The organism is Pseudomonas sp. UBA4617, assembly GCF_002386445.1.
Lineage (GTDB): Bacteria > Pseudomonadota > Gammaproteobacteria > Pseudomonadales > Pseudomonadaceae > Aquipseudomonas.
Genome location: NZ_DGIR01000022.1, coordinates 1 through 21,238, shown reverse-complemented (window position 1 = coordinate 21,238; position 21,238 = coordinate 1). Strand labels below are relative to the sequence as shown.

Sequence of the window (21,238 nt, the reverse complement as noted above, 5' to 3'; positions counted from 1 at the left end):
CAGACAAGAAGAGCTGATAACCCTCACCAGGAGCCATCCATGAGTTTCGAAATCCGCAAGATCGTCACCTACTCCGAAGAGACCCGCATCGAAGGCGGCAAGGCCACTGACAAGCCGGTGACCATGGTCGGCCTGGCCGTGGTCATCAAGAACCCGTGGGCCGGTCGCGGTTTCGTTGAGGATCTGAAGCCGGAAATCCGCGCCAACTGCTCGGACCTGGGGGCCCTGATGGTCGAGCGCCTGACTGCCGCCATTGGTGGTGCCGACAAGATCGAAGCCTATGGCAAAGCGGCCGTGGTCGGCGCCGATGGCGAAATCGAACACGCTTCGGCGGTGATCCACACCCTGCGCTTCGGCAACCACTATCGCGAAGCGGTACAGGCCAAGAGCTACCTGAGCTTCACCAACAAGCGCGGAGGCCCGGGCACCTCGATCCAGATCCCGATGATGCAGAAGGACGACGAAGGCCTGCGTTCGCACTACATCACCCTGGAAATGCAGATCGAGGACGCCCCGCGCGCCGATGAAATCGTCGTGGTCCTGGGCGCTTCCGACGGTGGCCGCCTGCACCCGCGCATCGGCAACCGCTACATCGACCTGGAAGAACTGGCTGCCGAAAAAGCCAACGCTCAATAACAACAACCAGGACGGGCCGGGGCGTAACCTGCCTACCCGCCGTGCCCGCCCCTGAAGGAGCGCCCTCCATGATTCAGCCTGTTGCTGAACGCACCCCCGCCGGCACCAGCTACCTGTCGGTTGGCCAGGGCCAACCCGTGGTACTGATCCATGGCGTGGGCCTGAACAAGGAAATGTGGGGCGGTCAGTTCGTTGGCCTGGCCAACGACTACCGCGTCATCGCCTACGACATGCTCGGCCATGGCCAAAGTGCCCTGCCGGCCGCCGACATTGGCCTGGAAGGCTATGCCGCCCAGCTTGCCGAGCTGCTCGACCACCTGCAGATCGCGCAGGCCACCGTGATCGGCTTCTCCATGGGTGGCCTGGTCGCCCGCGCGTTCGCCCTGCATCACCCGCAGCGCCTGGCAGCGCTAGTGATACTCAACAGTGTGTTCAACCGCACCCCCGAACAGAGTGCCGGGGTTATCGCCCGCGCCGCCCAGGCAGCCGAGCAAGGCCCCGACGCCAATGTCGACGCCGCGCTCGACCGCTGGTTCAGCCGTGAATACAAGGCTGCCAACCCGGCGCAGGTCGCCGCTATCCGCCAGGTCCTGGCGAGCAACGACCCACAGGGCTACCACACCACTTATTCGCTGTTCGCCACCCAGGACATGTACCGCGCCGCCGACCTGGGCAGCATCCAGGTGCCGACGCTGATCGCCACCGGCGAACTCGACGCGGGCTCCACCCCGGCCATGGCCCGCCAACTCGCCGCCAGCATTCCGGGGGCGCACTGTGTGGTCCTCGCCGAGCAACGGCATATGATGCCGGTGGAAGCACCGCGCGAAGTCAACAAGATGCTGCTGGACTTCCTCGCGCAAGCCCGCACCCTCACCGAATCCGCCAAGGGGATTGTTGCATGACCCTCGTTCGTTTCCAGATGTGCATCGACGGCCAATGGCGCGATGCCCAGAGCGGCAAGACCTTCGACAGCCTCAACCCGGCCACCGCCCAGGCCTGGGCGCAGTTGCCCGACGCCGACGAAGCCGATGTGGAGCTGGCCGTACAGGCCGCCCAGCGGGCGTTCGACAGCCAGCAATGGCGCAGCATCAGCGCCACCGCGCGCGGCAAGCTGCTGCGCCGCCTGGGCGACCTGATTGCCGAGAACAAGGAGCACCTGGCCCAGCTGGAAAGCCGTGACAACGGCAAGCTGATCCGCGAAACCCGCGGCCAGGTCGGCTACCTGCCAGAGTTCTTCCACTACACCGCAGGCCTGGCCGACAAGCTTGAAGGTGGCACCTTGCCACTGGACAAGCCCGACCTGTTCGCCTACACCGTGCACGAGCCGATCGGCGTGGTCGCCGGGATCATCCCGTGGAACAGCCCGCTGTACCTCACCGCGATCAAGCTGGCGCCGGCCCTGGCCGCTGGCAATACCATCGTGCTCAAGCCGTCCGAGCACGCCTCGGCGACCATCCTCGAGCTGGCCCGCCTGGCCCTCGAGGCCGGTTTCCCGCCCGGCGTGGTCAACGTGGTCACCGGCTACGGCCCGAGCACCGGCGCGGCGCTGACCCGCCACCCGCTGGTGCGCAAGATCGCCTTTACCGGCGGCGCTGCCACCGCCCGCCACGTGGTGCGCAGCAGTGCCGAGAACTTCGCCAAGCTGTCGCTGGAGCTGGGTGGCAAGTCGCCGAACATCATCTTTGCCGACGCCGACCTGGACAGCGCCATCAACGGTGCAGTGGCCGGCATCTACGCCGCCTCCGGGCAAAGCTGCGTGGCCGGCTCGCGCCTGCTGGTGCAGGACGAGATCTTCGACGAGTTCGTCACCCGCCTGGTCGCCCGCGCCAAGCGCATCCGTATCGGCAACCCGCAGGACGACGCCAGCGAAATGGGCCCGATGGCTACCGCGCAGCAGCTGGCCGTGGTCGAAGGCCTGGTGGCTGCGGCCAAGGCCGAAGGTGCCAGGCTGCACATGGGCGGCAAACGTGCCGAGGTCGAAGGTGACGGTTGGTTCTACGAGCCGACCCTGTTCGAGTGCGACAGCAACTCGATGACCATCATGCAGGAAGAAGTCTTCGGCCCGGTTGCTGCGGTGATCCGCTTCAAGACCGAAGAAGAAGCCCTGGCCATCGCCAACGACTCGCAGTTCGGCCTGGCCGCCGGTATCTGGACCCGCGACCTGGGCCGTGCGCATCGCCTGGCCCGCGACGTGCGTTCGGGGATCATCTGGGTCAACACCTACCGCGCCGTATCGGCCATGGCACCGATCGGCGGGTTCAAGAACAGCGGCTACGGCCGTGAGAGCGGCATCGATTCGGTGCTGGCCTATACCGAGCTGAAGACGGTGTGGATCAACCTGTCCACTGCGCCCATGCCCGACCCCTTTGTCATGCGCTAGGAGAACTGCGCCCATGATCGAACCCGGCATCTACAAAGACGTGATGGGCTCCTTCCCGTCCGGCGTCACGGTGGTCACCACGCTGGACGCCGACGGCGGCATCGTCGGCATCACCGCCAGTGCGTTCAGCGCGTTGTCGATCGACCCGGCACTGGTGCTGTTCTGTCCCAACTATGCCTCGGACACCTACCCGATCCTGCGTGACAGCAAGCAGTTCGCCATTCACCTGCTGTCCGCCGACCAGACCGCCGAGGCCTACGCGTTCGCTGGCAAGGGCAAGGACAAGGCCAAAGGCATCGAGTGGCACTTGAGCGAGCTGGGCAACCCGCTGCTGACCAAGGCCACGGCGATCATCGAATGCGAACTGTGGCGCGAATACGACGGCGGCGATCACGCCATCATCGTTGGCGCGGTGAAGAACCTGGTGTTGCCGGCCGAGCCGGTGACGCCGATGGTCTACCACAAAGGCAAGCTGGGCGCGCTGCCTGCGCTTGGCTGATACACCCATGCGCTTCTTCGCGCGCTCGCCCGCGAGGAAGCCAGCACCGCTGACCGTGTATTTCCGGAGGTATGCATGAGCAATGAAAAGTACGAAAAAGGCCTGCAGATCCGCACCCAGGTGCTTGGCGAAGACTACGTCAACCGCTCGCTGCAGAATGCCGACGATTTCACCAGGCCATTGCAGGAGCTGGTCACCGAGTACTGCTGGGGCCACGTCTGGGGCCGTGAAGGCTTGTCGCTGAAAGAGCGCAGCATGATAAACTTGGCCATGATTTCCGCGCTCAACCGGCCCCACGAGCTCAAGCTGCACATTCGCGGCGCCTTGCGTAATGGCCTGAGCCGTGAACAGATTCGCGAGATCCTGCTCCAGGTCGGCATTTATTGCGGCGTGCCCGCGGCGGTGGACAGCTTCCGCCTGGCCCGCGAAGCGTTCGCTGAAGCCGATGCGGAGTCAACCCGTTAACACCGGGCTGTTCGAACCCATGCAAGGAGCACCCGAGGTTCGTGGTGCTGTTGCAGTTGCGGTCGGGCAGCCTCTTTCAGAGCGCACTCGATGAAACGCCTGCCACTCGACGACAGCTTCAAGGTCAACCGCAACCCCGTTACCCTGCGCGAAATCGTGCTCGACAAGCTGCGCGCCGCGATCATGAACTTCCACCTGCTGCCAGGCGACCGCCTGGTCGAGCGCGACCTCTGCGACCGCCTCGGCGTCAGCCGCACCTCGGTACGTGAGGCCCTGCGCCATCTGGAGTCGGAAGGCCTGGTGGAGTTCGCCGATGCCAAGGGCCCGCGCGTGGCCATCATCACCCTCGAAGACGCTCGCGACATCTATGAATTGCGCTGCGTGCTCGAAGGGCTGATCGTACAACTGTTCACCCTCAACGCCAAGGCGAAGGACATCCGGGCCCTGGAGCGCGCCCTGGAAGTCAACCGCGAGGCCCTCGAAGAAGGCGAGCTGCCACAGGTGCTGGATTCGGTACAAGGCTTCTACGATGTGCTGCTGGAGGGTTCCGGCAACCAGGTGGCAGCCCAGCAGCTGCGCCAGTTGCAAGCACGCATCAGCTACCTGCGCGCTACCTCGGTTTCACAGGAAAACCGCCGCGGCGCCAGTAACCGGGAAATGGAAAAGATCGTCGAGGCGATCAAGAGCGGCGACCCGCTGCTGGCCCACCAGGCCTCGGTCGATCACGTCCGCGCCGCAGCCAAGGTGGCCCTGGACTACCTGCGCCAGAAGCAGGATGACAATACCAAGGTGCGCGACATGGTCGAGCCCCTGGCCCTCAAGGAGCCACGTATACAACCCCGCACAGGCCGCTGACCATGCCCAACGCCCCGCGCTACTGCCCGCACTGCACCACGGAACTGGCCCGGGGCGTTCCTACAGGCGACACCCACGAACGCCTGCACTGCACTGGCTGCGGCTACATCCACTACATCAACCCGAAGATCATCGCCGGCTGCATCATCGAGCGCGATGGCAAGTACCTGCTATGCCAGCGCGCCATCCCCCCGCGCCCGGGCACCTGGACCTTGCCCGCCGGTTTCATGGAGGCCGGTGAGACCACCGAACAGGCGGCATTGCGCGAGGTCTGGGAAGAGACCGGCGTACGCGCCGAAATCGTCTCGCCGTATTCGATCTTCAGCGTGCCGAAGATCAGCGAGGTGTACATCATCTTCCGCGCCATCGCCACCGAGGAAACCGGGCAATACGGGGCGGAAACACTGGCCTGCAAGTTCTTCGAGCCGGACGAGGTCCCCTGGGACGACATCTACTACCCGGCGATCCGGCAGATTCTGGAGCGCTACATCCTCGAGCGGCAGGCAGGGGTGTACGGCATCTACATGGGCAATGACGACACCGGCAAGGTGCACTTCATTCGCTAGCCTGTGCCGGCCTTTCAACCCCGGCCATCCGCAGGCCTCAACTTCAGCGCCGCCCCTCGGCCAGCATGCGCACGGCCAGGGCCGCCAGCACCGTGCCCATCAGCCAGCGTTGTACCTGTTGCCACAATGGGCGCCCGGCCAGGAACACGGCAATCGACCCGGCCATGAGCGCGATCAGGGCATTCACCGTGACACTGATGGCGATCTGCGTCGATCCCAGCACCAGCGACTGCAACAGCACGCTGCCATGGCCCGGTTCAATGAACTGTGGCATCAACGACAGGTACATGACGGCGATCTTGGGATTGAGCAGGCTGGTGGCAAAGCCCATGGTGAACAGCCGCCGCGGGCTGTCGGCCGGTAGTTCGCGAACCTGGAATGGCGAACGCCCGCCAGGGCGCAGCGCCTGCCAGGCCAGGTACAACAGGTACAGCGCGCCGCCGATACGCAGCGCGTCGTAGGCAAACGGTACGGCCATCACCAGGGCGGTGATACCGAGTGCGGCGCAGACCATGTAGATGACGAAGCCAAGGGCCACACCGCCCAACGAGATCAGCCCGGCCTTGCGGCCCTGGCAGATCGAGCGGGAAATCAGGTAGATCATGTTCGGCCCCGGGGTCAGGACCATGCCGAGGCAGATCAGGGCGAAGGTGAGCAGTTGCGCGGTGTCGGGCATGGGCACGTCCTGGTTGTGCGTTAAGGTGTTGCGAGTTTATCCAGGGCCGTGCCTGTCGTCTGCTCCGATCTCACCTCACCTGCCCGGCGATCAAGCCCACGGCCACCGCGATCATCGCTACCCCGGAAACCCGCCCGACCAGCTTCGCCGCCTGTGGCCGGGTGCTCAGTACGGTTTTGGCGCCATAGCCGACCAGCGAATAGATCACCAGCGAACTGCACAGGTGTACCAGCCCCAGCAGCAGGATCTGCACCGGCACCGGCCAGCTCGACTGCGGGTCGGTGAATTGCGGCAGCAAGGCCAGGAACAGCAGGAACACTTTCGGGTTGAGGCCACTGACGCAGAATCCCTTGACCGCCCAGCGCGACCCCGATTCCCCCGCCCCTCCCTGCCCGGCCGACGGCAATGCCGGGCTCAGCAGCAGGTTGCCGCCCAGCCACAGCAGGTAGCCGCACCCTGCCAGGGTCAGCAAGGTCAGCGCCAGCGGGTGGCCCGCCAGCAGGCTGCCGACGCCGACCGCCACCAGTAAAGTCGCCAGGAAATGCCCCGACAACATCCCCGCGACCGCAGGCATTACCCAGCGCCCGCGCATGCCCGCCGAAATGGCATAGGCCCAGTCCGCACCGGGGGTCATCACGAACAGCATCGACACGGCCCAGAACGCCGTCAGAACACTGAGAGCCACTTGAATAGTCCTTCTTCCACTGCTTGGGATGAACAAAGACTACGTATTTCGCCGGAGCATTTTCTTTCGTATATTCCTCACCAGCCTCCAATCAATGGAAGATTCTTCTCAATGGACAGGATCGATCGAAAAATCCTTGCCGAGCTGCAAAAAGATGGTCGGCTATCGGTGACCGAACTGGCCGACCGCGTCGGGCTCAGCCTGTCGCCCTGCCACCGGCGCTTGAAGGTGCTGGAAGAAAGCGGCGCGATCCTTGGTTATCACGCCCGGTTGGCGCCCAGTGCCCTGGGCCTGAACTTTGCCGCCCTGGTATTCGTGACCCTGCGTGAAGTCACCCGCCAGCCAGTGGCGGACTTTGAAGCAGCCTTGGCCGAGATCCCGCAGATCGTCGAAGCACAACGGCTGTTTGGCGACCCGGATTACCTGCTGCATGTGGTGGCCAGGGACTTGCCTGCATTCCAGAAACTGTACGACGAGCAGCTGACCAGCATTCCCAATGTAAAACGGTTGAGTTCGACCCTGGTGATGAAAGAGGTGATCCAGGATCGCTTGCTGCCGATGTAGCGGTTGGCTTCTGCTGCCGGCTCCCTTTCACCACCTTTATCAGCTGCCCCGCAAAGGCGCACAGCGCACCACCACAGCCCAGCGCAAATCGCCCGCCAGCCGCCCAGCCCGTCTACTCCAGGCGCTCCCGGCCAGTGGCATCCTTCTTGCTGCCGTCACCCGCTTAAGCTTTTGTCAGCCTTAGGTTTTTTAAGGTTTATGGGTACATATTTACTAATTTCTCGTTATCCCCGCGCCCCGCATCATCACTCCAACAAGAACGCGTCGCCCTTCGTCGGCACGCCCCCGGGCAGTTCCCGATGCCCCACCTTGCCTTGGAGTCAGTCATGACCAGTGCAGCCAATTCGGCCCCCCTGATAGAAAAACACACGATCGGCTATGTGCCCCCGCAGGACCGCCATGGAAAGGTAAGGGATCTGTTCACCCTGTGGTTCGGCGGCAACATCGCGCCGCTGCCCATCGTTACCGGCGCATTGGGCGTGCAGCTGTTCCACCTGAACCTGCTGTGGGGCGTCGTCGCCATTCTGGTCGGCCATTTGCTTGGCGGTGTGCTGATGGCACTGCACTCGGCCCAGGGCCCGCAGATGGGCATCCCGCAGATGATCCAGAGCCGTGCCCAGTTCGGCTCGCTCGGCGCGTTGCTGGTGGTGGTGATTGCAGGGGTCATGTACATCGGCTTCTTCGCCTCCAACATCGTCCTCGCCGGCAAGTCGCTGCACGGTGTGGTGGATGCCGTGCCCGTGCCGGTGGGCATCGTCATCGGTGCACTGGGCTCGGGCATCATCGGCATCATCGGCTACCGCTTCATCCATGTGCTCAACCGCATCGGCACCTGGGTACTGGGCATCGGCATCGTGGTCGGCTTCGGCTACATCTTCAGCCATGTGCAAAGTGACGACTTCCTTACCCGCGGCGGCTTCAACCTGGCCGGCTGGCTGGCCACCGTGTCGCTGGCGGCGCTGTGGCAGATCGCCTTCGCCCCGTACGTGTCGGACTATTCGCGCTACCTGCCGGCCGACGTCAAGGTCAGCGCGACGTTCTGGACCACCTACCTGGGCTCCGCGCTGGGTTCGAGCCTGTCGTTCATCTTCGGCGCCGTGGCGGTCCTGGCGCTCCCGGCCGGCATGGACACCATGGACGCCGTCAAGCTGGCCACCGGGACCCTGGGGCCGATCATGCTGGTGCTGTTCCTGCTCAGCGTGATCAGCCACAACGCCCTCAACCTGTATGGTGCGGTACTGTCGATCATCACCCTGGTGCAAACCTTCGCCTACCGCTGGATCCCCACCGCCAACAGCCGTGCAGTGCTGTCACTGGTGGTGCTGAGCGCCTGCTGCGTGGTGGCGGTATTCGCCTCGGCAGACTTCATCGGCCACTTCGTCGACATGGTGCTGGTACTGCTGGTAGTGCTGGTGCCATGGACGGCGATCAACCTGATCGACTTCTACGCCATTCACAAGGGTGACTACGACATCCAGTCGATCTTCCAGGTCGATGGTGGCATCTACGGGCGTTACAACCCGCAGGCGCTGGTTGCCTATGCGGTGGGCATCGTGGTGCAGATCCCGTTCATGAACACGCCACTGTATGTCGGGCCGATTGCCGAGCACATCAACGGCGCAGACTTGTCGTGGCTGGTGGGCCTGGCGATCACTTCGCCGCTTTACTGGTGGCTGGCCAGCCGCGATAGCGCCTACCGTCGTCGCCAGGCCGGTGCCAAGGTAGCCATGGGGCACTGACCTCGTCTGTGCTCGATCAGGCACCAAGGGGTGAGCGGCAAGCCAGTCAGGCGCCCTCGGGCAACAGGCTACGGTCGAACATGAACGCCCGCTCCCCCTGAGGTGTATAGGCATACAACTGCTGCGGTCGCCCCAACCGCGGCTGATTCTTCTCCCCGGTATCCCTCACCCAGCCCAGCTCGCGCAAACGCTCCAGCCGTTTGCGCAGCGAGGTGTTGTTCACCGCTTGGCCCAGGCAGGCTTGCACGGCCCCCAGCGCATCCAGCACGGTGAACTTCTCTGCCAGCAAGTAAAGCGGCAAGCTGCTGTACACCGTCTTCGCGGCAAGGCGCTCGCGGGCGCGGCCGACCAGCAGGTTATGGTCGAACGGCAGCAGCACCTTGCGCTCCAGCACGCTGTCCAGATCGAAGAACGCCAGCTGCTCGCCCTCGACCTGCTGTTGCGGGTCGAGCAGCGCCAGGTAGAAGGTGCTCATCGACCAGCCCCTGGGGTCACGGAAGGCGTTACCTTCGGTACCCACCTGTTCCAGGTAACGCGGCACTACCCGGGCCTTTTCGCGCAGGGCCCGGTCGGCAGCGCCTTCCAGGCTGGTGTCGGGGGTTCTGCCATTGACGATGACCCCGGGCAAGGCCCACTGGCCGGCATGTGGTTCTCGCTCGCGACGGTGCAACAACACTTGCAGATGCTGCGCTTCAGGGGCCATACGCAGGGCGATGATATCGACGCTGGCCAGGACTTCGGTGCTACTCACGGGATGGCTCCGCTCAGGAATGCGCCTATATTCCACCAGAGATGTTAAGTAACACAAGCAAAAACCTTTGAATAAAAAGCGCTTGACACACTTATAACACCAGGTGAATTATATGACCAACCCAGCAAGGAGAACCGCCATGAAGATCGCCAGCTTCGATGTCGACGCGCAAAATGGCTTCACCGCCAACGCCCCGCAAGAGCTACCTGTGCCCGAAGGTGACGAAGTCGTGGCGGATCTGAATGCCATGGCGCTGCGCGCCGACCTGCGACTGGGCAGCAAGGACGCTCATCCAGCCAACGCCGCCTGGGTGGTCGGCGACCACGCCGACATGTTGCAGCCGCTGCAACTGGCGGATGCCGACCTGACCTGGGTCAGCCACTGCGTACCCGGCACCGCAGGTTTCGAACTGCTGCCCGGGCTGCCCGCGCCGATCGATTATGACTACTTCGTCTGGAAAGGCGTCGAGCCCGACCTGCACCCCTATGGTGCCTGTTACCACGACCTGGCCGAGCGCCGCTCCACCGGGGTGATCGAATACCTCAAGGTACACCAGGTGGGCGCGGTGATCGTCGGCGGCCTGGCCCTGGACTACTGTGTCAGGACCACCGCCCGGCAACTGCGCCAGGCCGGCTTCCAGGTGCTGCTGTATCTGCCCGCCTGCCGCGCCCTCACCCAGGCGGGGGCGATCGAGGCGTGTGGCGCGCTGGCCGCCGAGGGCGTGATCCTCTGCGGCGACGAAGCGGCACTCGACCACCAGCTTGCCCGAATCAAGGAAGACCGCCCATGAGCGATAGCGTTTTCGGCCCGCGTATCATCCAGAACCTGCTGGATACCGACTTCTACAAGATCACCATGATGCAGGCAGTGCTGCACAACTACCCCAACGCCGAGGTGGAGTGGGAGTTCCGCTGCCGCAACAACGAGAACCTTGCCCCCTACCTGGCGGAGATCCGCTACCAGGTGGAACAGTTGGCCGAGGTCAGCGTCACCCACGACCAACTCGCCTACCTGGAGAAGATCCCCTTCATCAAGGCGGATTTCATCCGGTTTCTCAGCCTGTTCCGCTTCAACCTGCGCTATGTCCAGGTGTACCTGGATGATGCCGGGCAACTGGCGATCCGCGTGCGTGGGCCATGGCTGCACGTGATTCTCTACGAAATCCCGCTGCTGGCGATCATCAGCGAGGTGCGCAACCGCTACCGCTACCGCGAGGTGGTGATCGAGCAGGTGCGCGAACGCCTGTATCAGAAACTCGACTGGCTGAAAGCCGAAGCCAGCCCAGATGAACTGGCCGGTTTCCAACTCGCCGACTTCGGTACCCGGCGGCGCTTTTCCTACCGGATGCAGGAAGAGGTGGTACACATCCTCAAGCGCGACTTCCCGGGCCGCTTTGTCGGTACCAGCAATGTGCACCTGGCCCGGGAGTACCAGCTCAAACCGATCGGTACCATGGCCCACGAGTGGTTCATGGCCCACCAGCAGCTCGGTCCGCGGCTGGTCGACAGCCAGGCTGCCGCGCTGGAATGCTGGGTGCGGGAATACCGCGGGTTGCTCGGCATCGCCCTGACCGACTGCATCACCATGGACGCGTTCCTGGGCGATTTCGACCTGTACTTCGCCAAGCTGTTCGATGGCCTGCGGCACGACTCGGGCGATCCGCTGGCCTGGGCGGAAAAAGCCATTGCCCACTACGAAAGGCTGGGGATCGATCCGAAGAGCAAGACGCTGATATTTTCCGACGGGCTGGATTTTGCCAAGGCGCTGGCGTTGTACCGGGCGCTGCATGAGCGGATCAATGTGAGCTTTGGCATTGGCACTCGGCTAACATGCGATATTCCGGATGTGGAACCGATGAACATCGTGATCAAGATGACCGCCTGCAACGGCGCGCCGGTAGCCAAGATTTCCGACAGCCCGGGCAAGACCCAGTGCCGCGATGAGAACTTCGTGGCTTATCTGAAGCATGTGTTTCAGGTGAACTGAAGCCGGTGTTGCTAACGCTCCTCTGACTGCCCTGCACACAACTCCAGAAACTGCGCCGCCGCTCGCGATGGCGTGGCTGCATGCGGCACCAGGATGGAAAACCGCCGCACCAGCGCCTGCGGCGCAACCTGCAACCGGCGTAGCGCACCATCTTCGTGCCGGATCGACATCGCCGAGACGAAACCGATGCCCATCCCGGCTCGCACCGCCTCCTTCACCCCTTCCACCCCGGCGATTTCCAGCGCCACGCGCATCGCCACGCCACTGCGGGCAAAAGCCCGCTCGACGATTTGTCGCACTCCCGAGCCGCTTTCGCGCAACACCAGCGGGTAAGCCCCCAGCGCAGCCAGCGTCTGCTGGTCGCTGCCAGCCAGCGGATGTCCACGCGGCACGATGGCCACGATCTCGTCTTGCCGCCACCCCGTCACCGCCGTGCCCAATGGCAGTTCCTGCCCAGGGGGGCCTTCGATCAGGGCGATGTCAACGCTGTCCAGCGCGGCGACGATTTCCGCCGTGTTGCCATGGGAGGTGCTGACCTGCACCTGCGGATAGCGGGCATGGAAATCGGCAATCAGGTACGGCAGCAGGTAGCTGGCCGGCGTGGTACTGGCGCCGATGCGCAGGGTCCCACGCTCCAGCCCGCGCATCGCTTCGCGCAGCGCCTGGGCCTGGCGGAAGGTTTCGCGCAGCCGCTCGGCATAGGCCAGCAACTGCTCACCGGCCGCGGTCAGCCGCACGCCGCGGCCAGCGCGTTGGTAGAGGGGCTCGCCAAAAGTCTCCTGCAGCAGTTTTAGCTGGCCTGACACCGCCGGTTGCGACAGGTGCAGGGCCTGGGCCGCATGGCTGATGTTTCCATGCTCGGCGACGGTGGCGAATGTTATCAGCTGTTCCGGGGTCATTAGTCAAAAATATCAGGTTCACGGATATTTGCCATTTCAAATTACGATTTTTTATAAGCTTATAACCGGATTAACGTAAGCCATGTCGAAACACCCTCCCGGAGGACTCACATGGCCACGGTAACGTCCAACCCCGCTATTGCACCCACCCTCTCCACCCGCGGGCGGCTCAATGGCATTCTGTTCGTCGCGTTGTTCGCGTTTGCGGTCACCCAACTGGCCGCCCTGCCTGCCATCGCCAGCCTGGGTATCAGCCCGCTGATTGTCGGTATCGTCGCCGGTGCGCTTTACGCCAACGCACTGCGCGACGGTGTGCCCGCAAGCTGGGCGGCAGGCATCAACTTTTCCGCGCGCGGCCTGTTGCGCATTGCCGTTGCCTGTTTCGGCCTGCGGGTCAGCCTGCAGGAAATCGCCGAAGTCGGCTGGGCGGGGCTAATCGTGTCATTGCTGGTGGTAGCCAGCACCCTGCTGATCGGCCTGTGGTGCGGCATGAAGGTGTTCAAGCTGGACCGCGACAGCGCCTTGCTGACCGCTGCCGGCAGCGCCATATGCGGCGCGGCTGCGGTACTGGCGTTCGAATCGGCCCTGCGCAGCGCCCCGCACAAGAGTGCCATGGCGGTCGGTAGCGTGGTGCTGTTCGGCACCCTGTCGATGTTCCTCTACCCGTTGGCGATCAACGCCGGCTGGCTACAGCTGGATACCCTGGGCGCTGGCCTGTTCCTCGGCGGCACCCTTCACGAGGTGGCGCAGGTGGTTGGCGCGGCCAGCAATGTCAGCGCCGATGCCACGCATATCGCCACGATCGTCAAGATGACCCGGGTGATGCTGCTGGTGCCGGTGCTGCTGTTGGCAGGGTTGTGGATCAGCCGTACACGCCAGCCGGGCCAGGCACAGGGCAACGGGCGCATTGCCATGCCCTGGTTCGCCTTCGGCTTCCTTGCACTGGTGCTGGTCAATTCCTCCCAGTTGCTGCCGGGCGGCGTGACACAGGCCATCAACAGCCTGGATACCTTCGCCCTGACCATGGCCATGACCGCGCTGGGCATGGAAACACGCTTCAGCCAGATCCGCCAGGCCGGGCCGCGGGCACTGGCCACCGGAGCGATCCTGAACCTGTGGCTGATCGGGGGTGGGCTGGCAATCACCCTCGGCGTACAGAAGTTGCTGGGATGAGGTGAGCGCTGATTTACCGGCGAAGTAGCCAACCAGGTCTCAAGCTTTTTTGGTATTCCCCTCGTTGCCGCTCCAATTTCTCGGTATGGTGTTGTCAAAGAAGGATGTTTTACCCGCACAGGAAAGACTTAGATGCCCCAACGCCATGTCATCAATGCATCCGTCAGCCCCAAAGGCAGCCTGGAGACGCTGTCACAACGTGAAGTGCAGCAGCTGAGTGAAGTCGGTACCGGAAGCCTTTACACCCTGTTTCGCCAGTGCGCCCTGGCCATCCTCAACACCGGCGCCCATGTCGACAATGCCAAGACCATCCTCGAGGCCTACCAGGACTTCGAAGTACGTATCCACCAACAGGACCGTGGCGTGCGCCTGGAGTTGCTGAATGCCCCAGCCGACGCCTTCGTCGATGGCGAGATGATCGCCAGTACCCGTGAAATGCTGTTCAGCGCCCTGCGCGACATCGTCTACACCGAAAGCGAGCTGGCCAGCCAGCGCATCGACCTGGAAAGCTCCCAGGGCATCACCGACTACGTGTTCCACCTGCTGCGCAACGCCCGCACCCTGCGCCCGGGCGTGGAGCCGAAGATGGTAGTGTGCTGGGGCGGCCATTCGATCAGCAGCGAAGAATACCAGTACACCAAGAAGGTCGGCCACGAACTGGGCCTGCGCAAACTGGACGTTTGCACCGGCTGCGGCCCGGGCGTGATGAAGGGCCCGATGAAAGGCGCAACCATTGCCCACGCCAAGCAGCGCATGCACGGCAGCCGCTACCTGGGCCTTACCGAGCCAGGGATCATTGCCGCCGAGGCACCCAACCCGATCGTCAACGAACTGGTGATCCTGCCGGACATCGAGAAGCGCCTGGAAGCCTTTGTCCGTGTCGGCCACGGCATCATCATCTTCCCGGGCGGCGCCGGTACGGCCGAGGAATTCCTCTACCTGCTGGGTATCCTCATGCACCCGGACAACCAGGACCTGCCGTTCCCGGTGGTGCTCACCGGCCCGCGCAGTGCCGAGCCGTACCTGCAACAATTGCACGCCTTCGTCGGCGCCACGCTTGGTGAAGCGGCACATCGCCTGTACCAGATCATCATCGACGACCCGGCAGAAGTGGCCCGACACATGGTCGAGGGGCTCAAGGAGGTCAAACAGTTCCGCCGTGAGCGCAACGATGCGTTCCATTTCAACTGGCTGCTGAAGATCGAAGAAAGCTTCCAGCGCCCGTTCGACCCAACACACCAGGCCATGGCTGACCTGGACCTGCGGCGCGAACTGCCTGCGCATGAACTGGCCGCCAACCTGCGCCGGGCGTTCTCCGGCATAGTTGCAGGCAACGTCAAGGACAAGGGCATCCGCCTGATCGAGGAACACGGGCCGTATCAGATCCGTGGCGACAGCGCCGTGCTGGACCCACTCGGCCGGCTGTTGCAGGCGTTCGTCGACCAGCACCGGATGAAGCTGCCCGGCGGCGCGGCGTACGTACCGTGCTACCAGGTAGTGACCTGACCCCGGCGCCGGGTTTCTTCGCAGCGTCGTTGCGGCCCAGGCTGAAGGCCTTGTGCCAGGCCTTCAGCCGAGGTCGGCCAGTGGCCTTTTGACAAAACGTATACTGTCCCGTCCACTGCGCTTTGACTGGTACAACGCCACATCCCCCTGCTCGATCAGCGCCGCCAGGCTTGCCGGCGGCTGATCGAACAGATTGACACCAATGCTCAGCGTGACGGGCTGCGGCGTGGGTGCCGTGTTGCCGGCAAACTGCTGGAACTGCTCACGCAGCAATCCGCCCAGTTCCAGCACGCGCTCGCTGCTCGAGCCCCACAGCAGGATGACAAATTCATCGCCGCCCAGGCGTGCGGCCAGCGAGCGCTCGGGCAGCAGCGTGCGGATCATCTCGGCCAGAGCAACCAGCAAGCGGTCACCTGCCACATGCCCGTGCAGGTCATTGACCAGTTTGAAATTGTCGATGTCGATCAGCAGCAAGGCACCGGGCTGCGCCGGGCTCACACCCTTGAAGAAATGCCCCGCACGCACCTCCAGGGCACGCCGGTTATACAGCGCAGTCAATGGGTCGCGCGCGGCCAGCCGGGCGATCCGCTCCTCGCGCCGGTAGCGCACCGTGCCGGTCATCGACAAGGCGATCAGCATGATCGCCATCGTCCCCTCCACCAGGGAAACCTGGATGATCAGCCCGCCGAAGGTGGCCAGGTCGATCAGCGTACCCGGGGTGATCGCGATGATCGCCTTGGCCAGGTAGAACAGCCCGTGCACCAGCAATACATAGCGCAACTGCACCGCGCCAACACTCAGCGACCGGCCATGCGGGCGCAACAACAGGCTGGCCTTGAGCGTCAGCAGTGCCACCAGCAACGAGTTGGCCATCAACATCACGTTCGACCACTGTGGCCCCACGGGCAACAGCAGCAAGGCGAACCACAGCGGGACCAGCAGCAACCAGCGAGGTGACAGGCGCACCTGGGTGAAGCGCAACACGCCCACCAGGAACAGCCCGTGCGCCACCACCAGCAAGCCATTGGCGAACCAGATGCCGATCAGCAGCAAACCGATGCCGCGCAGCAAGGCCAGGGTCGAACCAACCGCGATGGTGGCAAAGCCTGCGCTCCAGAACAGCAGCGGCGGCTCGCGGACACTGCGCCATTCGATCGCCAGGTACAACGCTGCAGCAGCGGCCAGGGCGATCGAGATAGTCAGCATTGTGGGTGGATCAAGCGCCATGGAGGGTTTGCCCTGTCTGGTTAACGAGGAAGGACGCGATTGTATGCGCTGTCACTGATTCTACAGAGCGCATACGTGCAAATGTTCCGCTGACCGTTTGCACAATTGATCACGCCTCGCCACGCAAACAGCCCCAGCCACGCCCTACCCCACAAACGTAGCCTGACACGTGCCGTGCGGCACACTACACTCGGCCTATCCATCAGGAGGGATCGACGTGCCCATTGCCGCAAGCGAGCACCAGCCCCAGCCGAGCCGACGTGGTGCGGTTATCTGGCTGACCGGCCTGTCCGGTGCAGGCAAATCAACCCTGGCCACAGCCCTGGCCTGCAGCCTGAATGCGCTGGGACACGCCAGCTATGTGCTTGATGGCGATGCACTGCGCGCCGGCCTGAACGCCGACCTTGGCTTTTCCCCCGCCGACCGGCATGAAAACATTCGCCGTGCCGGCGAGGTGGCCGCATTGTTCGCCGATGCCGGCCTGATCTGCATCGCCGCGCTCATTTCCCCCTATCGCGCCGATCGCGCCGCCGCGCGCAAGGCGTGCAAAACGGGGTTTCATGAGGTGCATGTCAGCGCCGACCTGGCAACCTGCGAGGCACGTGACCCCAAGGGCCTGTATCGACGGGCAAGGGCTGGTGAACTGCGGGGGTTCACCGGCATCGATGCACCTTATGAGACACCGCTGCACGCCGAGCTGGTGCTGGACACTGCCGGCGTCGCAGCAGAAATGGCGCAACAACAGCTGCTGCGCTATGTGCAGGCGCATGTTCTGCATCAGGCAGTCGCGCAGGTGCCGGGGCAGCAGGTCGCCCCGGCCGGCTCGGTAACGGGGCTCAGGTCCCCGGTGTGATGTCCCCTTGCTGCCAGCGCGCCTCGCTGCTGCTCAGGGCTTGGGCAATGTCGGCAAGCTCGCCGGACGGCAGGGTCGCCGGCAGCGGGTCCAGCCCGGCACTGGCGAACAGTTGCCCATAACTGTTACGTAACTCGGCATAGGCCAGGTCGCGCCGCAGGTCAGCCTGCAAGGCGTTCAGCTCGCCCTGGATCAGTTCCAGCTCGCCGATGCCTTCGGCCTGATGGCGGTTGCGCAGCTGCTCGACGATCTGCTGGTCGAGAAGCACCAGCTGCTGGCTGGTGACGAATTGCCGGCGGGCCTCGCTGAAGTTGGCATTGGCCACGTACAGCTGGGCCAGGATGGCCATCGACATCGCCTGGCGGCGCGCCTCGACCACCTGCTCGCCAGCCTTGGCGACATCGATCGAAGCAGGGCCAGACAGCACGTTGAACAGGTTCCAGGTGACTTTCACGCCATAGTCGGCCCAGTGCTGGTTGGTCAGGAAGCTGTTACTGTCGTAATGGCCTCCTGCGGAGAATTCCAGCCCCGGCAGCATGCGCAGCATCGATTTGCGCACCTCGGCGGCGCTGATGCGCGCCTGGTAGTCCTGCTCGCGCAGTTCCGGGCGCGATGCCAAGGCCTGCTGTTCCAGGCTGTCCAGGCCCACCTTCAGTTCGGGCACAGCATAATCGGTGTTCTCCGCCAGGCTCAGTTCACTGCCCGGCGGCAGATTGATCAACGCGCCCAGTTCGGTCTTGGCCAACGACAAGGCCCGGCGCTGCTCTTCCAGCTGGCGCGTCGCCTCGATCAGCGAACGCTGGTAGGTCAGCGCCTGGATCGGGTCACCAATACGCTGGTCGCCCATGCGCTGGCTGTTATCGCGAGCCTGCTCGACGCGCACCATCAAGGTGTCGATCTGCTTGAGCAGGCGCTCGGCGGCCACTGCCCGCCAGTAGGCCGAACGCACGTCCTGGATGATGGTCTGCACCACCTTGCGGCGGCGCTCCTGCACGATCAGGCGCTGGTCGCCCTGCTGCTTGGCACTGACATAGCTGACGCCGAAATCCAGCACGTTCCAGACCATGGTCAGGTCGGCCACGTCTCGGTCGCGGTCCTGGGAAGTCGAGGGTTCCAGGGATTGGGTATTGGTCAGCACGCTGCGGCTGCTGGAAGCGCTGACGTTGCTGCGCCCGGCATAGCCCGCGGAGGCAGCCATACGGGGCAGCATGTCGAACGTGGCCAGGTCCACCTGACGCTGGGCCAGGGCTTCTTCCATGACCTTCAGGCGAGCCTCCAGGTTGTACTTGACTGCCCGCGCCATCGCCTGGTGCAGTGTCAGCGGGCCTTGCAACGCCTCCTGGCCCTTGAACATGCTGGCCAGATCCTGCCGTGCCCGCTGCTCGCTGACGCTGCGCTCGATCGGCTGGGTCTTGACGGCACAACCGGTCACCGTCAATGCCAACAGGCTCACCGCAAATATCCTTGACGCTTTACTCATCCCTTCCGCCCCCTTTGGCACGGCAAATTGCTTGTTTTTCTGGTCTGTCGGCCCTCACGGCCAACGCTCACGCCTGAGGTGCAGCTGCCTCGATCTGTTCCAGCGCCTGGGCCAGCTTGCTGACCTGGCGCTGCTCACCGTCCTTGAAGGCCTGCAGTTGCTGGCCAAGGGTCGGTGCCCCGGACAGGCCCTTGCCTGCCCCCGCATCGGCACCCTGGCGCCACGGTTTACCCCCGTTCAGCTCGTACTGGCCGCCGTCATCCGGCAGCGTCTTGTCGAAGATATTGGCCAGGCTGCTGGCCCCGAACACATTGGCATCGCCGCCGCCGAAGCCGAGGAAGCCTGCGCCCGAACCATCGCCAATGGCATGGTGCTGCCCCACGAAAACCTGGGCCAGGTAGCTCGGCGCCAAGGCACCATTGCGAATGAAGATATCGCCAACGGTCGGCAAGCCACCGCCCGGGCTCGGCACCTCGAACAATGGTTGTGGTACCAGTGGCGACTGGAACGGCGGCAGCGGCGCTGCAAGCGGCGCGAGCACCGCTGCAGTCGAGCCGGGAAGGCCCGGTTTTGCAGGCGGATAGGCGCGGTACTCCGGGTCGCCATCGCTGGACGGCAATGCCTGGCCCTGGCCGCTGAAACCGCCCACCACGGCATTCCCGGCAATGTCACTGATGCCGGTGCCAGCGGCTTTCAGCGCCAGTGCCAGCGTGCCGCTGCCCGCCACTGCAGCGACATTGACCTGCCAGGTGTGGCCATCGATACGCACCAGCGATTGCAAGGTACCCGTGGCATTGCCGGTCGTTACCAGTTCGAAATCAGCCAGGTCGACACCCCTGACCTCCTCGCTGAAGGTGACCGTGAACGCTTGGCTGCCGGGCGTGGAAACCGGAACCGGGACGATCGACTCGACGCTTGGCAGACGCGTGTCGACAGTCACTCCGGCGCTGTCCCCCACTGCATTGAGCCCCGGGTTCAGCGCATTGCCGAGCGCATCGTGCAGGGTCGCACCATTGGCCGAAAGGCCCAGTACCTGCACGCCATCGGCATCGTTGTCGCCGGCCTGGATGCGGTACTGGAACACCAGCGTGGTGGTCGCCGATCCGGCGACGAAATCGGCAAACACCGTACGCCCACCAATGTCCAGCGCCAGCTGTGGAACGCCATCGACGATGACCGCTTCGCTGGTATTGACCACGAAGGTCAGGACATCACCCGCGTTGTAGGCGACCCCGGCCGGCACGCCGACACTGCTTACCCTGGGCGCGTCGCGATCGATGCTGTAGGCCGCGCCCACCAGGCCGCCACCGAGCAGGTTGCCGGCGACGTCGCCGATGCCGGTACCGTTGGCCTTGAGGTTCAGCCCCAAGGTGCCGGTGCCGCTCACGCCACTGACGGTGATTTCGTAGACACCTTCGCCGAGCTGGCGCAGGCCGCTCAACGTACTGCTGGCGGAACCGCTGCTGGCCAGGCTGAAGTCACTCAGGTCCACGCCATTGACGCGTTCGCTGAAGGTCACGGTGAAGCGCACGCTCTGTGCATTGCTTGGCGATGGGTCGAGGGTGACGATGGCAAGCGCGGTCGGTGCCTGGGTGTCGACCAGCACCTGGTGCATATCGGCAATGTTGTTCAGCGTGAGGTTCATGGCGTTGCCAAGGGCGTCGTTCAAGGCCGCACCGTTGGCCGCCAGGCCGGTCACGCTGATGCCGTCGCTGTCGTTGTCGCCGGCCTGGACGATGTACTGGAACACCAGGGTCGCCGTGCCTGCGCCGGCTACCAGCTCGGCATATGCCGCACGCCCGCCCACATCCAGCAGCAACCGTGGCGAGCCATTGACTTCCACGGCCTCACTGGCATTGACCACGAACACCAGAGCATCTCCGGCATTGTAGGTCACACCGCCAACCGGACCGCCGACGCTGGTTACGCTCGGGGCGCGGGTATCGACGAGATAGGCGTTGGATTGCGCCGGGCTGTCGCCGTGATTGCCTTGGCCGTCGGTAACCGAGCTGACATCCAGGTGGACGCGGTTGCCGTTGCTCTGGCTGCCGGTGGTTGGCGTCAAGGTGGCCGTCCAGGTGATACCACCATCGCTGCTTGCCAGGTTACTCAGCACGCCGTTATCGGCCTGGAGCTGGGCCAGGGACAGTCCGGTTACCGCTTCATTGAAGGTGATGGTCACCAGGCTGGTCTGGCCGATACTCAGCTGGCTATCGGCAACCACGATGCTGGCCGTCGGGCGCTGGGTGTCGATGGCATAGTTGTTGGAGTCGGTGGTGCCGACCCCGGCATTGCCGG

At 64.0% G+C, this 21,238-nt stretch carries 21 protein-coding genes; 14 read left to right on the top strand and 7 right to left on the bottom strand.

What is annotated here, in order from left to right:
• Positions 1-39: 39 nt before the first annotated feature.
• From B4L76_RS09335 to B4L76_RS09305, 7 genes are all read left to right on the top strand, one after another.
• On the top strand, positions 40-636 hold the full coding sequence (locus B4L76_RS09335; RefSeq protein ID WP_003258678.1) for an amino acid synthesis family protein: 597 nt from the start codon (positions 40-42) through the stop codon (positions 634-636).
• A 68-nt stretch (positions 637-704) separates the two neighbouring features.
• Positions 705-1,538 carry an alpha/beta fold hydrolase gene (locus B4L76_RS09330; protein WP_296231970.1) on the top strand — a complete coding sequence of 278 codons (834 nt, stop codon included), beginning with the start codon at positions 705-707 and terminating at the stop codon, positions 1,536-1,538.
• Positions 1,535-3,016 carry an aldehyde dehydrogenase gene (locus B4L76_RS09325; protein WP_296231969.1) on the top strand — a complete coding sequence of 494 codons (1,482 nt, stop codon included), beginning with the start codon at positions 1,535-1,537 and terminating at the stop codon, positions 3,014-3,016. Before B4L76_RS09330 ends, B4L76_RS09325 begins: the two co-directional genes overlap by 4 nt.
• Before the next feature lie 13 nt (positions 3,017-3,029).
• On the top strand, positions 3,030-3,515 hold the full coding sequence (locus B4L76_RS09320) for a flavin reductase family protein (RefSeq protein ID WP_296231968.1): 486 nt from the start codon (positions 3,030-3,032) through the stop codon (positions 3,513-3,515).
• 75 nt (positions 3,516-3,590) lie between these two features.
• A complete protein-coding gene (locus tag B4L76_RS09315) occupies positions 3,591-3,980 on the top strand; it encodes a carboxymuconolactone decarboxylase family protein (RefSeq protein ID WP_296231967.1) in 390 nt (129 codons plus the stop codon).
• A gap of 90 nt (positions 3,981-4,070) precedes the next feature.
• A complete protein-coding gene (locus B4L76_RS09310; protein WP_296231966.1) occupies positions 4,071-4,835 on the top strand; it encodes a GntR family transcriptional regulator in 765 nt (254 codons plus the stop codon).
• A gap of 2 nt (positions 4,836-4,837) precedes the next feature.
• Positions 4,838-5,401 carry an NUDIX hydrolase gene (locus B4L76_RS09305; RefSeq protein WP_225777441.1) on the top strand — a complete coding sequence of 188 codons (564 nt, stop codon included), beginning with the start codon at positions 4,838-4,840 and terminating at the stop codon, positions 5,399-5,401.
• A gap of 43 nt (positions 5,402-5,444) precedes the next feature.
• Here B4L76_RS09305 and B4L76_RS09300 read toward each other — a convergent pair whose 3' ends face one another.
• A complete protein-coding gene (locus B4L76_RS09300; protein ID WP_296231965.1) occupies positions 5,445-6,077 on the bottom strand; it encodes a LysE family translocator in 633 nt (210 codons plus the stop codon).
• A gap of 70 nt (positions 6,078-6,147) precedes the next feature.
• Positions 6,148-6,762, bottom strand: coding sequence for a LysE family translocator (locus B4L76_RS09295; RefSeq protein ID WP_296231964.1), 615 nt, complete (start codon positions 6,760-6,762; stop codon positions 6,148-6,150).
• Positions 6,763-6,873: 111 nt separating this feature from the next.
• Between B4L76_RS09295 and B4L76_RS09290 the strand changes: the two genes are divergently transcribed.
• Both B4L76_RS09290 and B4L76_RS09285 read left to right on the top strand, forming a co-directional pair.
• Entirely contained in the window at positions 6,874-7,326 is a 453-nt protein-coding gene (locus B4L76_RS09290) for an Lrp/AsnC family transcriptional regulator (protein WP_296231963.1), read from the top strand.
• Between the two features lie 326 nt (positions 7,327-7,652).
• On the top strand, positions 7,653-9,065 hold the full coding sequence (locus B4L76_RS09285; protein WP_296231962.1) for a purine-cytosine permease family protein: 1,413 nt from the start codon (positions 7,653-7,655) through the stop codon (positions 9,063-9,065).
• Between the two features lie 46 nt (positions 9,066-9,111).
• On the opposite strand, the gene B4L76_RS09280 is transcribed toward B4L76_RS09285, so the two are convergent.
• Positions 9,112-9,816 carry an NrtR DNA-binding winged helix domain-containing protein gene (locus tag B4L76_RS09280; protein WP_296231961.1) on the bottom strand — a complete coding sequence of 235 codons (705 nt, stop codon included), beginning with the start codon at positions 9,814-9,816 and terminating at the stop codon, positions 9,112-9,114.
• A gap of 139 nt (positions 9,817-9,955) precedes the next feature.
• Here B4L76_RS09280 and B4L76_RS09275 point away from each other — a divergent pair, with 139 nt between their 5' ends.
• A complete protein-coding gene (locus tag B4L76_RS09275) occupies positions 9,956-10,606 on the top strand; it encodes an isochorismatase family protein (protein ID WP_296231959.1) in 651 nt (216 codons plus the stop codon).
• Complete coding sequence (pncB, locus tag B4L76_RS09270; protein ID WP_296231957.1) at positions 10,603-11,802, top strand: nicotinate phosphoribosyltransferase; 1,200 nt, start codon at positions 10,603-10,605, stop codon at positions 11,800-11,802. Before B4L76_RS09275 ends, pncB begins: the two co-directional genes overlap by 4 nt.
• 11 nt (positions 11,803-11,813) lie before the next feature.
• Here pncB and B4L76_RS09265 read toward each other — a convergent pair whose 3' ends face one another.
• Complete coding sequence (locus B4L76_RS09265) at positions 11,814-12,701, bottom strand: LysR family transcriptional regulator (RefSeq protein WP_296231956.1); 888 nt, start codon at positions 12,699-12,701, stop codon at positions 11,814-11,816.
• Positions 12,702-12,812: 111 nt separating this feature from the next.
• Between B4L76_RS09265 and B4L76_RS09260 the strand changes: the two genes are divergently transcribed.
• Complete coding sequence (locus B4L76_RS09260) at positions 12,813-13,874, top strand: YeiH family protein (protein ID WP_296231955.1); 1,062 nt, start codon at positions 12,813-12,815, stop codon at positions 13,872-13,874.
• 132 nt (positions 13,875-14,006) lie between these two features.
• Complete coding sequence (gene ppnN, locus B4L76_RS09255; RefSeq protein ID WP_186679885.1) at positions 14,007-15,380, top strand: nucleotide 5'-monophosphate nucleosidase PpnN; 1,374 nt, start codon at positions 14,007-14,009, stop codon at positions 15,378-15,380.
• A gap of 63 nt (positions 15,381-15,443) precedes the next feature.
• Here ppnN and B4L76_RS09250 read toward each other — a convergent pair whose 3' ends face one another.
• On the bottom strand, positions 15,444-16,607 hold the full coding sequence (locus B4L76_RS09250) for a GGDEF domain-containing protein (RefSeq protein ID WP_296231954.1): 1,164 nt from the start codon (positions 16,605-16,607) through the stop codon (positions 15,444-15,446).
• A 217-nt stretch (positions 16,608-16,824) separates the two neighbouring features.
• On the opposite strand from B4L76_RS09250, the gene cysC reads away from it, so the two are divergent.
• Positions 16,825-17,460 carry an adenylyl-sulfate kinase gene (gene cysC / locus B4L76_RS09245; protein ID WP_296231953.1) on the top strand — a complete coding sequence of 212 codons (636 nt, stop codon included), beginning with the start codon at positions 16,825-16,827 and terminating at the stop codon, positions 17,458-17,460.
• Here the strand turns inward: cysC and B4L76_RS09240 are convergent.
• Positions 17,444-18,940 (bottom strand): TolC family protein, encoded by a 1,497-nt coding sequence (locus tag B4L76_RS09240; RefSeq protein ID WP_296231952.1) that lies wholly within the window; start codon positions 18,938-18,940, stop codon positions 17,444-17,446. The two genes, cysC and B4L76_RS09240, sit on opposite strands and share 17 nt — an antisense overlap.
• Positions 18,941-19,007: 67 nt before the next feature.
• Positions 19,008-21,238: Ig-like domain-containing protein (locus B4L76_RS09235; protein WP_296231950.1), on the bottom strand; the 2,231-nt coding region annotated here is incomplete at its 5' end.